Source organism: Streptomyces sp. NPDC005151 (assembly GCF_053599875.1).
Window position 1 is genome coordinate 64,985 of record NZ_JBSFYR010000010.1, and the last position, 13,995, is coordinate 78,979.

The 13,995-nt window shown below is 69.3% G+C and carries 12 protein-coding genes; 6 read left to right on the forward strand and 6 right to left on the reverse strand.

All coding sequences use genetic code 11. The features are described 5' to 3' along the window. Positions 1-67 precede the first annotated feature (67 nt). Positions 68-892, forward strand: a complete 825-nt coding sequence (locus tag ACWD6R_RS08505; protein ID WP_451818001.1) for a maleylpyruvate isomerase family mycothiol-dependent enzyme — start codon at positions 68-70, stop codon at positions 890-892. Between the two features lie 69 nt (positions 893-961). Here ACWD6R_RS08505 and ACWD6R_RS08510 read toward each other — a convergent pair whose 3' ends face one another. Both ACWD6R_RS08510 and ACWD6R_RS08515 read right to left on the reverse strand, forming a co-directional pair. Next, on the reverse strand, positions 962-2,272 hold the full coding sequence (locus ACWD6R_RS08510; RefSeq protein ID WP_451818002.1) for an MFS transporter: 1,311 nt from the start codon (positions 2,270-2,272) through the stop codon (positions 962-964). Continuing rightward, the gene (locus ACWD6R_RS08515) at positions 2,269-2,943 is read right to left on the reverse strand and encodes a GntR family transcriptional regulator (protein ID WP_451818003.1); all 675 of its coding nucleotides are present in this window, start codon (positions 2,941-2,943) and stop codon (positions 2,269-2,271) included. Before ACWD6R_RS08515 ends, ACWD6R_RS08510 begins: the two co-directional genes overlap by 4 nt. Positions 2,944-3,116: 173 nt before the next feature. On the opposite strand from ACWD6R_RS08515, the gene ACWD6R_RS08520 reads away from it, so the two are divergent. Together ACWD6R_RS08520 and ACWD6R_RS08525 are read left to right on the forward strand one after the other, a co-directional pair. After that, the gene (locus tag ACWD6R_RS08520; protein WP_451818004.1) at positions 3,117-4,016 is read left to right on the forward strand and encodes a D-alanyl-D-alanine carboxypeptidase family protein; all 900 of its coding nucleotides are present in this window, start codon (positions 3,117-3,119) and stop codon (positions 4,014-4,016) included. A gap of 116 nt (positions 4,017-4,132) precedes the next feature. Continuing rightward, on the forward strand, positions 4,133-6,142 hold the full coding sequence (locus ACWD6R_RS08525) for a PA14 domain-containing protein (RefSeq protein WP_451818005.1): 2,010 nt from the start codon (positions 4,133-4,135) through the stop codon (positions 6,140-6,142). A 77-nt stretch (positions 6,143-6,219) separates the two neighbouring features. On the opposite strand, the gene ACWD6R_RS08530 is transcribed toward ACWD6R_RS08525, so the two are convergent. The 3 genes from ACWD6R_RS08530 to pdhA are packed head-to-tail and all read right to left on the reverse strand — an operon-like array spanning position 6,220 to position 9,769. Continuing rightward, the gene (locus ACWD6R_RS08530; RefSeq protein WP_451818006.1) at positions 6,220-7,626 is read right to left on the reverse strand and encodes a dihydrolipoamide acetyltransferase family protein; all 1,407 of its coding nucleotides are present in this window, start codon (positions 7,624-7,626) and stop codon (positions 6,220-6,222) included. A gap of 11 nt (positions 7,627-7,637) precedes the next feature. Continuing rightward, positions 7,638-8,618, reverse strand: coding sequence for an alpha-ketoacid dehydrogenase subunit beta (locus tag ACWD6R_RS08535; RefSeq protein WP_451818007.1), 981 nt, complete (start codon positions 8,616-8,618; stop codon positions 7,638-7,640). Positions 8,619-8,620: 2 nt separating this feature from the next. Further along, positions 8,621-9,769, reverse strand: a complete 1,149-nt coding sequence (gene pdhA / locus ACWD6R_RS08540) for a pyruvate dehydrogenase (acetyl-transferring) E1 component subunit alpha (protein WP_037701946.1) — start codon at positions 9,767-9,769, stop codon at positions 8,621-8,623. A gap of 338 nt (positions 9,770-10,107) precedes the next feature. On the opposite strand from pdhA, the gene ACWD6R_RS08545 reads away from it, so the two are divergent. The 3 genes from ACWD6R_RS08545 to ACWD6R_RS08555 all read left to right on the forward strand — a co-directional run bounded on the left by ACWD6R_RS08545 (position 10,108) and on the right by ACWD6R_RS08555 (position 12,381). Further along, positions 10,108-10,767, forward strand: a complete 660-nt coding sequence (locus ACWD6R_RS08545; RefSeq protein ID WP_451818008.1) for a response regulator — start codon at positions 10,108-10,110, stop codon at positions 10,765-10,767. 138 nt (positions 10,768-10,905) lie between these two features. Next, a complete protein-coding gene (locus tag ACWD6R_RS08550) occupies positions 10,906-11,334 on the forward strand; it encodes a pyridoxamine 5'-phosphate oxidase family protein (protein WP_451818009.1) in 429 nt (142 codons plus the stop codon). A 63-nt stretch (positions 11,335-11,397) separates the two neighbouring features. Next, a complete protein-coding gene (locus tag ACWD6R_RS08555; protein ID WP_451818055.1) occupies positions 11,398-12,381 on the forward strand; it encodes a phosphotransferase in 984 nt (327 codons plus the stop codon). Between the two features lie 23 nt (positions 12,382-12,404). On the opposite strand, the gene ACWD6R_RS08560 is transcribed toward ACWD6R_RS08555, so the two are convergent. Next, complete coding sequence (locus ACWD6R_RS08560) at positions 12,405-13,967, reverse strand: protein kinase domain-containing protein (protein WP_451818010.1); 1,563 nt, start codon at positions 13,965-13,967, stop codon at positions 12,405-12,407. Positions 13,968-13,995 lie beyond the last annotated feature (28 nt).

Here is a 13,995-nt window from a genome sequence, read left to right on the forward strand (position 1 = left end):
GCAGCCGCCGCCCGCCGACCGCGCCAGCAGTCCAGCCCATGCACCGCAGAACCGCACGAGGGGTCCCGTGACCGTCCATCCCAGCCTCCAGACCTACGCCGATGCCTGGACCCACTCCATCGAGTCGATAGCCGAGCTGGTGACGCCGCTCGCCGAGGGGGAGTGGAATCGCCGCACACCGTGCCCCGGTTGGTCGGTGCGCGACATCGTCTCGCACATCATCGGTATGGAGTGCGAGCAGCTCGGCGATCCACGGCCGATCCACACACTGCCGCGCGATCTCTACCACGTACAGAACGACTTCACCCGTTACATGGAGATGCAGGTCGATGTGCGGCGCCACCACACCGCACCCGAGATGACCTCCGAGCTGGAGTACACGATCATCCGCCGCTCGCGTCAGCTGCGGAACGAGTCGCGCGCCCCGGAGACCATGATCCGCGCGCCGCTCGGCGCCGAGCAGACCCTCGAACTGGCACTGCGGATGCGGGCCTTCGACGTCTGGGTGCACGAGCAGGATCTGCGTACGACGCTGGGCAGGCCCGGCAATCTCGACTCCCCCGGCGCCACCATCACCCGGGACACGCTCCTCGCCGCGCTGCCGAAGGTGGTCGCCAAGGATGCGGGCGCACCGCCGAATTCGGCGGTCGTGCTCGATGTGCACGGGCCGATGGAGTTCCTGCGCACGGTCAGGGTCGACGCGGACGGCCGTGGTTCGGTGGACGGTTCGCCGTCGCTGGGGCCGGCGGTGACGCTGGCGATGGACTGGGAGACGTACGTCCGGCTGGCCTGCGGGCGGGTGCGGGCGACGGCGGTCGCGGACCGGATCAAGGTCGAGGGCGACCAGGAGCTGGCGACGGCGATCCTGCAGAACTTCGCCGTGACACCGTAACGGCACGGTCGGCGGCGCCCGTCTTGAGGTGAAGAGACGGGCGCGCCGCCCGACCGGCCGCGGCAGGCGTCACGCGGGTACGTGCACGGCCTCCACGCGGCTGATCACATGGTGGTTCCGCTCGCGGAGCGTGGCGCGGGCGTGCAGCCGCAGGATCTGCACGACCCCGAGCGCCTCCAGGACGAAGACCGAAGAGAACGCGATGCGGTAGTTGTCCCCCGTCGCGTCGAGGAGCACACCGACGGCGAACAGTGTCGTCATCGAGGCAACGAAACCGCCCATGTTGACGATCCCCGATGCGGTGCCCTGGCGCTGCGGCGGGTTGGCCGGGCGTGCGAAGTCGAAGCCGATCATCGAGGCGGGTCCGCAGGCGCCGAGCACCGCGCAGAGCGTGATCAGCAGCCACATCGGCGCATGGTCGCCCGGGTACAGGATCGTCGACGCCCACACGACGGCCGTCACCGCGACCGTGCCGAGGGCGAGCGGGGCGCGCGCGGCGTGGTGGCGGGCGATGGCCTGTCCGTAGACGAGGCCGACGGCCATGTTGGAGAGCACCACCAGGGTGAGCAGCTCCCCGGCGGTGGACCGACTCAGCCCCTGTGCCTCCACCAGGAACGGCATCCCCCACAGCAGCAGGAACACCATCGCCGGGAACTGCGTGGTGAAGTGCACCCACATCCCGAGCCGGGTGCCGGGCTCCCGCCACGAGGCGGCGATCTGCTTGCGTACGTAGGCGGCGTCCGCGTGTTCGACGGGCGGCGGCTCGTGCCCCTCGGGGTGGTCCTTCAGGAAGAGGAGGAGCAGGACGAGGACGACGACTCCGGCGGCCGCGCTGCCCGCGAACGTGGCGGTCCAGCCGAAGCCGTGCAGGGCGCGGGCGATGAACAGCGTGGAGACGAGGTTGCCCGCCATGCCGAAGAGCGCGGCGATCTGGCCGATCAGGGGGCCGCGCCGGGCCGGGAACCAGCGGGCGCCGAGCCGCAGCACGCTGATGAACGTCATCGCGTCACCGCAGCCGAGCAGCGCCCGGGAGGCCAGCGCCATGCCGTACGACGGGGAGAGCGCGAAGCCGAGCTGCCCGACGGTGAACAGGACGGCCCCGAGGGTGAGGACCTTCTTGGTGCCGAGCCGGTCGACCATCAGGCCGACAGGTATCTGCATGCCCGCGTAGACGAGCAGCTGAAGGATGGAGAACGTCGACAGCGCGGAGGCGTTGACGTCGAACCGGTCGGCGGCGTCGAGACCGGCGACCCCGAGGCTCGTACGGAAGGTGATGGCGACGAAGTAGACGGCGACGCCGATGCCCCAGACCCCGGCGGCCCGCCGGCCGCCGGGCGGATCACCGGGCAGGGACAGGGTGGGAGCGGCAGCAGAACTCACCGGTCCTCACCCCGGACCAGCACCTTGACCCGGCCGACATGGCGTCGTACGACCTGCGCGGCACCGTCCGCGTCCCCGGCTCTGATGGCCTCCAGCAGCTCGGTGTGCTCGGTGATGTTGGCGGCGATCCTGCCGGGATGCGCCTCCATCACGGCGACGCCCATCCGCAACTGCCGGTCGCGCAGCTGGTCGTAGAGACGCGACAGGATCTCGTTGCCCGCGTTGCGCACGATCTCGGCGTGGAAGCAGCGGTCCGCGACCGACACGGCGGCCAGGTCCCCGGCCGCCACCTGCCGCCGCTGCTCGTCGAGCAGTTCCTCCAGGCGGGCGATCAGTTTCGCCGAGGCGGGCACGGCCTTGCGGGCGGCGAACTCCTCTACGAGCAGCCGGGTCTCCACCACGTCCGCGATCTCCTGCGCGGAGACGGCAAGCACCAGGGCCCCCTTCTTCGGATAGAGCTTGATCAGCCCTTCGACCTCCAGCCGCAGCAGGGCCTCGCGCACGGGTGTACGGGAGACGCCGACGGCCTCCGCGAGGTCGCCCTCGGTGAGGAGCGTGCCTCCCTCGTAACGGCGGTCGAGGACCGCCTGCTTGATGTGGGTGTAGACGCGTTCGGCGGCGGGCTGCTGCTTGGCGGGCGGGTGCGTCACGACAGAGGGTGCGGCAGGCATGCACACAGCATAGATACAACATGCACGCATGCGGCGGAGCCGTCCGGAATCTGGACGGTAAAACCCCGGAAATTACCTGGGGATTCGGCACATCCATTCGGGCACCTCGTGAGTCTCACCACCGAGCGGCACCGACATGCGGCCGCATTCCAGGGGCATTTGGAGCGTTCAAGTTGAAAATCGGTATTAAGGGCATAAACCGCGTTTCCGCCACTGCCACCGTGGCCCTTACCGCGGGTGCCGTCATCGCGGGCAGCGTCTTCGCCTCCGCGGCGCAGGCTGCCACGCTGCCCACCCCCACGATTGCCGCCCAGGGCGGCTACGTGATGAACAACGGAACCTCGTCGACCCTCTACTCGAAGGCCGCGGACACCCGTCGCTCCACCGGCTCGACCACCAAGATCATGACGGCCAAGGTGGTGCTGGCTCAGACGAACCTCAACCTGGATTCCAAGGTCACGATCCAGAAGGCGTACAGCGACTACATCGTCGCCAAGGGCGCCTCGTCGGCTCGCCTGATCGTCGGCGACAAGGTCACCGTCCGCCAGCTCCTCTACGGTCTGATGCTGCCGTCCGGCTGCGACGCCGCGTACGCGCTCGCCGACAAGTTCGGCACCGGCACCACCCGCGCGGCCCGCGTGACGTCGTTCATCGGCAAGATGAACGCCTCCGCCAAGTCCCTCGGTCTGAAGAACACCCACTTCGACTCGTTCGACGGCATAGGGAACGGCTCGAACTACTCGACGCCGCGCGACCTGACGAAGATCGCCAGCAGTGCGATGAAGAACTCCACCTTCCGCACGGTCGTGAAGACCACGTCGACCAAGCAGAAAGTCACCACGAAGAGCGGTGGCTACCGCTACATGTCGTGGTCCAACACCAACACGATGCTCAGCAGCTACAGCGGTGCGATCGGTGTGAAGACCGGCTCCGGCCCGACGGCCAAGTACTGCCTGGTCTTCGCCGCGACCCGGAACGGCAAGACGGTCATCGGCACCGTGCTCGCCTCCACGAGCGCGACCACCCGGACCGCGGACATGAAGAAGATCATGGACTACTCCTTCAAGAAGTAGTCCTCCACCCCCGCTCCCGGGGTCACGAGGAGGGGTCCGCCGTGCGGTACGGCGGGCCCTTCCTGCATCTGGCCGCGGGTTCCCCCGTCATTCGGCCTGAAAGGGCAATGCACACGTTGACCACCATTCCTCGTGGGCGGCTTCGCAGCGTCGCCGCGCTGTCGGTCGCCGCGACCTCCTGCAGTCTGATCACCGCCGTGAGTGCCACGCCCGCTGCTGCGGCGACCAGCTGCACCTCGCCGGTCTTCAAGCGGCAGTTCTTCGCGAACACGTCGTTCTCCGGTACGCCGAAGAAGACCGACTGCGACTCGGTCATCGACCAGAACTGGGGCACCGGCGCCCCCGCCTCCGGCCTGCCGAAGGACAACTTCGGCGTCCGCTGGTCCCTGACCCGGGACTTCGGCTCCGGCGGCCCTTTCGCCTTCACCGCGGCGACCCGTGACGGCATTCGCGTGTACGTCGACGGGGTGCGCAAGGTCGACATCTGGAAGAACGTCTCCACCACCCAGAAGAAGACGGTCAACGTCACCGTCCCCAAGGGCACGCACTCGCTGCGTATCGACTTCGTCAACTGGACGGGCTCCGCCGACGTCAAGTTCGCCTACACGCCGAGGACCACGGCCACCGTCGACAAGGTCAAGCCGCTCACCCCCACCGGTGTGAAGGCAGTCCTCGACAACGCCACGGCCAACGCCAAGGTGACCTGGTCCGCGAACAAGGAGATGGACCTCGCGGGCTACCGGGTCTACCGCCGGCTCAAGGACTCCAGCACCTTCACCCTCGTCAAGACGACCACCGCCACCTCGTACACGGGTCTCCCGCCCGAGGCCGGAAAGACGTACTACTACGAGGTCCGCGCCTACGACAAGGCCGGGAACGTCTCCACCGGCAGTACCGACCAGCCGGTGACCACCATCGCCGTCACCGCTCCGGCCGGCCTCACCGCGCAGGGCACGGACGCCGCAATCGTGCTGACCTGGAAGCCCGTCCCGGGCGCGGTCCGCTACAACCTGACCCGCGACGACCAGCACGGTCACGTATCGGTCCGCTCCGTCACCGCCACGGCCTTCACCGACACCACGGTGAAGCGCTCCGAGAAGTGGACCTACCAGGTGGCTGCCGTGGACGGCGCCGGGCGCGCCTCCGCGTACGGCCCCGCCGTCGCGGCCTACCGTCCGGTCGCGGCGCCGCGGGACATCGTCGCGACGCCGGGGATCAGCAGTGCGACCTTCACCTGGACGACCGATCACTCCGTCGACGGCGATGTGTACGACTTCCACGTCTACCGTTCCGAGACGCTCCCCGTGGACACCTCGGCCGCACCGATCCGCTGCAGCACCACCTGGAAGACGCTCGGCGACGGGCGGCTCCAGTACACCTGCACCGACACCTCCCCGGCCGACGGTCTCACCTACCACTACGTGATCAAGGCCTACGACAACTCGGGCAGGGAGTCGGTTCCTTCGGCCACGGTCGAGGTCACCACGCTCGCCTGGGACGTGACCCCGCCCGCGCCGGTCACCGGGCTCACCGCCAAAGCCACCGAGTACGGCATCGAGCTGCACTGGAACGCCAACACCGAGCCCGATCTCCAGCGGTACGTGGTGTACCGCGGGGAGCTGATCGACGGCGAGGACGAGCGGGTCTGCTACGGCACCTCGTCCCGGTACCTCGACGCGGCCACCACGTCCTACACCGACGAGCGGCTGCCCGACGGTGCGGAGCGGTGCTACTTCATCGACGTCGAGGACACCTCCGGCAACTCCAGCTTCCGGATGACGCACAGCGCCGAGGTCGCCGTCGTCACCGAGCTGGACCTGACGCCGTCCGTCGAGACCCCGGCGGGCTCCCCGCTCACGCTCACCGCGACCCGGGGCACCACCGGAACCTCGGTGGACCTGTCCTGGAACACGGTCGTCAATGCGACGGGCTACCTGGTCGAACGGTGGAACCCGACCGCGGGCGCGTACGAGAAGCTGACCGCCGACCCCGTCACGGACGTGTCGTACACGGACGCCACCGCCCCGACCGGCACCACCCACTTCTACCGGGTGACCGCCGTGTACGCCGACGACACCCGGTCGGCGCCCGCCGCGGACTGGGTGATCCTGGCCCCCGCCGAGTGACCTGACCCGACAGAAAAAAGCGGGCCTGCGCGGAGGGAATCCCCGCGCAGGCCCGCTTCTTCCGTCTCACACGGCCATCAGGCCCAGGTGATCAGTCTCTTGGGCTGTTCCAGGATCGCGGCGACATCCGCCAGGACCTTGGAACCGAGCTCGCCGTCGACCAGACGATGATCGAACGACAGCGCCAGCGTGGTGACCTGGCGTGGCTTCACCTTGCCCTTGTGGACCCACGGCTGCAGCTTGATCGCACCGACCGCGAGGATCGCGGACTCGCCCGGGTTCAGGATCGGCGTACCCGTGTCGACGCCGAAGACGCCGACGTTGGTGATCGTCACCGTGCCGCCCGCCATGGCGGCGGGAGACGTCCTGCCGTCCCGGGCCGTGGCGACCAGCTCGCCCAGTGCGGCGGCGAGCTGCGGCAGGGTCTTGTCCTGCGCGTCCTTGATGTTCGGCACGATCAGACCGCGCGGGGTTGCGGCCGCGATGCCCAGGTTCACATAGTGCTTCTGCACGATCTCCTGGTTGGCCTCGTCCCAGGCTGCGTTGATCTCCGGGTTCCGCTTGATCGCGACCAGGAGCGCCTTGGCAATGATCAGGAGCGGGTTGACCCGGACCCCCGCCATGTCCTTGTCGTCCTTGAGCTCCGCCACGAGCTTCATCGTGCGCGTGACGTCGACCGTCACGAACTCGGTGACATGCGGTGCGGTGAACGCACTGCCGACCATGGCCTGCGCGATGGCCTTCCGCACGCCCTTGACCGGGATACGGGTCTCCCGGGCACCCGGCACCGGGGCGGGAGCGGTGACCACCGGTTCCGGGACCGTGGCCGGAACCGGGGCGGGTGCGGTCGCCTGCGCCTGTACGGGCGTGGCCGCCGCGTGCACGTCCTCGCGCGTGATGATCCCGCCCTCGCCGGTCGGGACGACCGTGGCCAGGTCGATGCCCAGGTCCTTGGCCAGCTTGCGCACCGGCGGCTTGGCAAGCGGGTGGCTCTCCGGGACGGCCGGTCCGTGACCGTTCAGCTCGCCCTGGATCGCGGCAGCCGCGGCAGCCGGCTGCTCGGCGCCCTTGCGGGCGCGGCGCTTGGTGGAGGCCTCGGCCACGCCGTAGCCCACCAGCACCGGCTGGCGGCCCTTCGGTGCCTCCGGTTCCGCAGCCGGTTCCGGTTCGGCCGCGGCCGGGGCCGGAGCCGCCTCCGCAGCCGCGTCACCGCTGCCCGGCGCCACGTCCACCGCGATGATCACCTGGCCGACGTCGACGGTCGTGCCCTCGGCGAAGCGCAGCTCGTGCACCACGCCGTCGAACGGGATCGGCAGCTCCACGGCCGCCTTCGCGGTCTCGACCTCGCAGACGACCTGGCCGTCGGTGACGGTGTCGCCCGGCTGTACGTACCACTTGAGGATCTCGGCCTCGGTCAGTCCCTCGCCCACGTCGGGCATCTTGAACTCACGGAAGCGAGCAGACGTTTCGGTCATCGTCGTCACGACCCCTCTCCTCAGTACGCCAGCGAGCGGTCGACGGCGTCGAGCACCCGGTCCAGGCCCGGCAGATACTCGTCCTCGAGACGCGCCGGCGGATACGGGACGTGGTAGCCGCCGACCCTGAGCACCGGTGCCTCCAGATGGTAGAAGCAGCGCTCGGTGATGCGGGCGGCGATCTCGGCACCGGAGCCGTAGAACACCGGCGCCTCGTGGACGACGACCAGCCGACCGGTCTTCTCGACCGAGGCCTGGACGGCGTCGAAGTCGATCGGGGACATCGACCGCAGGTCCAGGACCTCGATCGACTTGCCCTCCTCCTGGGCGGCCGCGGCGGCCTCCAGGCAGACCTTCACCATCGGGCCGTACGCGGCGAGGGTGAGGTCCGAGCCCTCCCGTGCCGTCGCGGCCTTGTGCAGCGGACCGGGAATCAGGTCGGTCTCGACCTCACCCTTGTCCCAGTAACGCCGCTTCGGCTCGAAGAAGATGATCGGGTCGTCGCTCTGGACGGCCTGCTGCATCATCCAGTAGGCATCCGAGGCATTGGACGGCGAGACCACCTTCAACCCCGCGACGTGCGCGAACAGCGCCTCGGGCGACTCGCTGTGGTGCTCGACGGCGCCGATGCCACCGCCGTACGGGATCCGGACGACGACCGGCAGCTTGATCTTGCCGAGCGCGCGGGCGTGCATCTTCGCGAGCTGCGTGACGATCTGGTCGTACGCGGGGAAGACGAAGCCGTCGAACTGGATCTCCACGATCGGCCGGTAGCCGCGCAGGGCCAGACCGATCGCGGTGCCGACGATGCCGGACTCGGCGAGCGGCGTGTCGATGACCCGGTCCTCGCCGAAGTCCTTCTGGAGCCCGTCGGTGATCCGGAAGACCCCGCCCAGCTTGCCGACGTCCTCACCCATGATGAGGACCTTGGGGTCGGTGTCGAGGGCCTTGCGCAGCGACTCGTTGAGCGCCTTCGCGATGGACATCTTTTCCAGGGCCATGACTAGTTGCCCTCCTCGGCGAACGAAGCCTGGTAGGCGGCGAACTGGGCGCGCTCCTCGTCGACGAGGGGGCTGCCGTCGGCGTACGCGTGGTCGAAGATCGCCATCCGGTCCGGATCGGGCATGGCCCGTACCGCTTCACGGACCCGCTTGCCGAGAGCCTCGCTCTCCTCGTCGAGCGCGGAGAAGTACGCCTCGTCGGCGAGGTCCTGCTTCTCCAGGTACGTACGGAGCCGCAGGATCGGGTCCTTGGCCTCCCAGGAGGCGCGTTCCTCGTCCGCCCGGTACTTCGTCGGGTCGTCGGAGGTGGTGTGCGCGCCCATCCGGTAGGTGAACGCCTCGACGAGGGTGGGGCCCTCGCCCCGGCGGGCCCGCTCCAGCGCCGACTTGGTGACGGCGAGGCAGGCGAGTACGTCGTTGCCGTCGACCCGGACGCCGGGGAAGCCGAAGCCCTGCGCGCGCTGGTAGAGCGGGACGCGGGTCTGCCTCTCGGTGGGCTCGGAGATCGCCCACTGGTTGTTCTGGCAGAAGAAGACGACCGGGGCGTTGTAGACCGCGGAGAAGGTGAACGACTCGGCGACGTCGCCCTGGCTGGAGGCGCCGTCCCCAAAGTACGCGATCACGGCGGAGTCCGCGCCGTCCTTGGCGACGCCCATGGCGTAGCCGGTGGCGTGCAGGGTCTGCGAGCCGATGACGATCGTGTACAGGTGGAAGTTGTTGCTGTTCGGGTCCCAGCCGCCGTGATTCACACCGCGGAACATCCCCAGCAGATTGGTCGGGTCGACCCCGCGGCACCAGGCGACACCGTGCTCACGGTAGGTCGGGAAGACGTAGTCGTCGTCGCGCAGTGCTCGGCCGGAGCCGATCTGCGCGGCCTCCTGGCCGAGCAGCGAGGCCCACAGACCCAGTTCGCCCTGACGCTGCAGGGCGGTCGCCTCGGCGTCGAAGCGGCGGGTCAGGACCATGTCCCGGTACAGACCGCGCAGCTCGTCCGCGGTCAGGTCGATCGTGTAGTCCGGGTGCTCGACGCGCTCGCCCTCGGGCGTCAGCAGCTGTACAAGCTCGGGCTCGGAACTCTGTGGCGTCTTCGCGGCGCTGGTCCGCTTGCTGCTGCGTCGCGGTTTGCGCGCGGCAGTGCTCTCCACGGTCACGTGCGTGCTCCTCCGTCGGTCCGGCCCCCGGGGTCTGCCGGGAGACCAGTGCGGCTCGCCTGTGTCCGTACCCGTGCACGGGGTGGGTGCCGCTCGGCCGGGAACAGGCGTGACAGGTGCCCCGGCGAGCGTCCTGTCAAAGGCACGTTACCCAGTGCATCGCACAACTGCGAAACCCTATCTGACCTGCGATTTTGCTTGGATTTCCAAGTAAATCGAGAAATTCGGGAACTCTCGCTGGTCACAGCACTGGGAACAGCCTTGCAGGCTGCCGGAACAACGGCACGTTATCCCGCCGTTCAGCGGCAGGGAAGAGGGGAGTGTGTGAGACTGCGATTGTGGGCGAAGAAGGAAAAATCACCGTATTTCTGTTGGACGACCATGAGGTCGTGCGACGCGGAGTGCATGAACTGCTCTCGGTCGAGGACGACATCGAAGTCGTCGGCGAAGCCGGTACGGCGGCGGACGCTCTGGTGCGCATCCCCGCCACGCGGCCCAATGTGGCGGTGCTCGACGTACGGCTGCCGGACGGCAGCGGGGTGGAGGTCTGCCGGGAGATCCGTTCCCTGGATGACAGCATCCACTGCCTGATGCTGACCTCGTACGCCGATGACGAAGCTCTCTTCGACGCGATCATGGCGGGCGCGTCGGGATACGTGCTCAAGGCGATCCGCGGCAATGAGCTGCTGAATGCGGTACGGGATGTGGCGGCCGGAAAATCGCTGCTGGACCCGGTCGCGACCGCGCGTGTGCTGGAGCGGCTGCGCGAGGGAAAGAAGGGCCGGGGCGACGACAAGCTCGCGAGCCTCACCGACCAGGAGCGCAAGATCCTCGATCTGATCGGCGAGGGGCTGACGAACCGGGTGATCGGTGAGCGGCTCCATCTCGCCGAGAAGACGATCAAGAACTATGTCTCCAGCCTGCTCTCCAAGCTGGGCATGGAGCGCCGCTCGCAGGCCGCCGCCTATGTGGCGCGGCTCCAGGCCGAGCAGCGCTGAGCGGTACGGGACGGGGCCGCGGGCACCCTCCCTCCTCTCCGACGGCGTGGTCCCGGGTGGTCCTCGGGACTTTGGTCCCGGACCACCCGGGGCCGCGGCCTCTTTCTGTGCCCACCGCGGTATCGCAGAGTGGAGCGCATGTCCTCCGAGGAACTGCAAGCGATCGAGCTGCTCGCCCGGGTGCCGTACGGCCGGCTGGCGACGACCCGACGGGCGCTCCCGTATCTGGCGGTGGCCCGTCACATCGTGATCGACGGCCACGTCGTCCTGCGGATGCACAGCGGACTCGGGTACCACGCCTCGTGCGACGGCACCGTCGTCGCGTACGGGGCGGACAATTTCAACACGGCGGCCTCCGGCGACGGCGGCGACCTGTGGTCGGTCCAGTTCACCGGCCCTGCCGAGATCGTGCATCCGGCCGAGGAGCAGCGCGAGCGCTTCGGTGCGGCACCTCGGGAAGTCAGCGGCGAACCCTTCGAGCCGGTCTACCTCCGCCTCGCCCCGCATTTCGTCACGGTGCACACTCTGGGCTTCCACGCACGTCAGGCGAACCGACACGCAGCGTGATCTACCATTTGGTGAGTGCCGCGCTCATCTGTCACCCTCCCGCCTGTTCCTCCGGTCGGCGAGGTGCTGCGCCGCTACCCGGACACTGGTGAGCCCCTCAGCTGCAAGCCCCTCACCAAGGGCCTCCTCAACCACGGCTACCGCGTCTCCACCACCCGCGGCTCGTACTTCCTCAAACACCATCTCGACGACTCCACCGGCGACCGCGCGACGATCGTCCGCCAGCACCGCGCCACCCAGCGGCTGCAGTCGCTCGGGGTGCCGGTCGCCCCGCCCGTCGAGGACACGGAGGGCGACACGGTCACGGAGATCGACGGCCGGTGCTACGCGCTGCACCCCTGGGTGGACGGACTGCACCGGGTCGGCGCCCAGCTGACCCTCGCCCAGTCGGAACGGCTCGGGGCGCTCCTCGGGGCCGTACACACGGGGCTCGCGCAGGTGATGGAGACGGGGGCGACCGGGGGGCGCGGGCATGCCAGCCCGGACGCCGTCGACACGTTCGCGCTGATCGACGACCTGCTGGCCGCGGCGCGCGACCGCCGCCCCCGGGACTCCTTCGACGAGCTGGCCGAGCACCGCCTCGTCGAACGGCGTGCCCTGCTGGAGCGGCACGCCGACCGCCGGCCGCCCACCCCCGACATCCCGGCGACCGGCTGGGTGCACGGCGACTTCCACCCGCTGAACGTGCTGTACCGGGGCGCCGACCCGGTGGCGATCATCGACTGGGACCGGCTGGGGGTGCAGCCGCGCGCCGAGGAGGCGGTACGGGCCGCGGCCATCTTCTTCGTGGAGCCCGCCGGGAAGCTGGATCTGGAGAAGGTACGGGCCTACGCGCGGGCCTACCGGCGTGCGGTCGGGGCGGGCGCCTGCGAACTGGCCGCCGCGGTGCACCGGGTGTGGTGGGAGCGGCTCAACGACTTCTGGATACTGCGCTGGCGCTACCGCCTGGACGACCGAAGGGCCGACCCGCAGTTTCCTGCGGTGTCGGCCCTGGCGGTCTGGTGGACGCGGGAGTACGAGGCGGTGCGCGACGCCTTCACGGGGTGAGGGCGGGCAGGGCCACAGGGGCTCTACTGAGGCGTGCCGCCGACTGCGCTGTCACCGGGGCTGCCGCCGGCCGCACCGGCGGCGTCGCTGCCGCCCGGGGTGCCCGGAGCGGTGGCCGTGTCACTCGGCAGAGGGGTCTCGCCACCGGTCGTGCCGTTCGTCGTGCCGTCGGACGTGCCGGTGTCCGGCGGGGTGGCCGTCTCGGACGGGGTCTCGGACGGCGTGGTCGGCGAGGGGGACTTGGAGAAGGACGGCGGCTTGCTCGACTGCTGCTTGCCGCCGGTGGTGTCGGCCGGCGGCGGGACGATGTCCGTCTGCTCGTCGGTCGGCTCCGCCGAACTCTCCTTCGTGGTGGGGGAGCTGGAGGTCGTGATCGGCGTCTTCTTGTGGGTGTTGTCGGGGTTGTTCTCGGCGTTCACCGCGATGGCGACACCCGCGCCGATCGCGATCAGCGCGAGGACGACGAACAGCCAGAGCTTGCCGCGGCCGCCACCGCTCCCGCGTCCGCCGTCGTACCCGCCGTCGTCCGGATTCATCGGCGGCAGGATCGGGCTCTGCGAGGTGTCCCCGTGCTGCGGGTGCCCCATCGCCATCGTCCCGCCGGACATGCCCATGGCCGGGGTGTTGCCGCGCTCGTGCGCGGTGACCGGCCCGGTGTTCCACGTACCCGTGTGACCGCCCTGCACCTGAAGCATCTGCAGGCTGTACTGGACCAGCCCGCGCATCTCCTCGGCGCTCTGGAACCGGTCGTCCGGGTCCTTCGCGAGCGACCGCATGACGAGCCCGTCCAGCTCAGGCGGCACCGCGTCCATGATCTCGGACGGCGGGACCGGAATGTCCTGAACGTGCTGGTACACCACGGAGAGCGGTGTCTCGCCCGTGAACGGGGGCCGCAGCGCGAGGAGTTCGTAGAGCAGACAGCCGGTGGCGTACAGGTCGGAGCGGTGGTCGACGGCCTTGCCCAGCGCCTGCTCGGGCGAGAGGTACTGCGGCGTGCCCATGACCATGCCGGTCTGGGTCATCGTCGACTGCGCACCGTGCAGCGCACGGGCGATGCCGAAGTCCATCACCTTGACCGCGCCGGAGTCCGTGATGATCACGTTGGCCGGCTTGATGTCACGGTGCACGATGCCGTGCTGGTGCGAGTACGCGAGGGCCTCCAGCACCCCCGAGACGATGATCAACGCCTGCTCGGGCGGCGGCGCCTCGGCGTTGAGCAGCAGATCACGGATGGTGCGGCCCTCAACGAGCTCCATCACGATGTACGGGACGGTCCGGCCGCCCACGACGTCCTCACCGGAGTCGTACACGGCGACGATCGCATGGTGGTTGAGGCCCGCGACCGACTGTGCCTCACGCGTGAACCGGGCCTTGGAGACCGGGTCCTCGGCAAGATCGGAACGGAGCAGCTTCACCGCGACGGTACGTCCCAGCCGGACGTCCTCCGCGGCAAAGACCTCGGCCATGCCACCCCGGCCCAGCCGGTGTGTCATCCGGTAACGTCCGTCACCGACCACACCTCCGATGCCCCAGGAGTCGGCTGCATCCGAGACTCCGCCGCCGTTTGCTTCGGGTTCGGGTGCCATCAGTCCTCGCCGTCGTATCTGTCCGCGC

Excerpts from the sequence above, each read along its gene's own strand:
- ACWD6R_RS08515 (WP_451818003.1), bottom strand. The coding sequence starts at position 2,943 with ATGCCTGCCGCACCCTCTGTCGTGACGCACCCGCCCGCCAAGCAGCAG.
- ACWD6R_RS08535 (WP_451818007.1), bottom strand. The coding sequence starts at position 8,618 with ATGGCCCTGGAAAAGATGTCCATCGCGAAGGCGCTCAACGAGTCGCTG.
- ACWD6R_RS08550 (WP_451818009.1), top strand. The coding sequence starts at position 10,906 with ATGTCCTCCGAGGAACTGCAAGCGATCGAGCTGCTCGCCCGGGTGCCG.
- ACWD6R_RS08560 (WP_451818010.1), bottom strand. The coding sequence starts at position 13,967 with ATGGCACCCGAACCCGAAGCAAACGGCGGCGGAGTCTCGGATGCAGCC.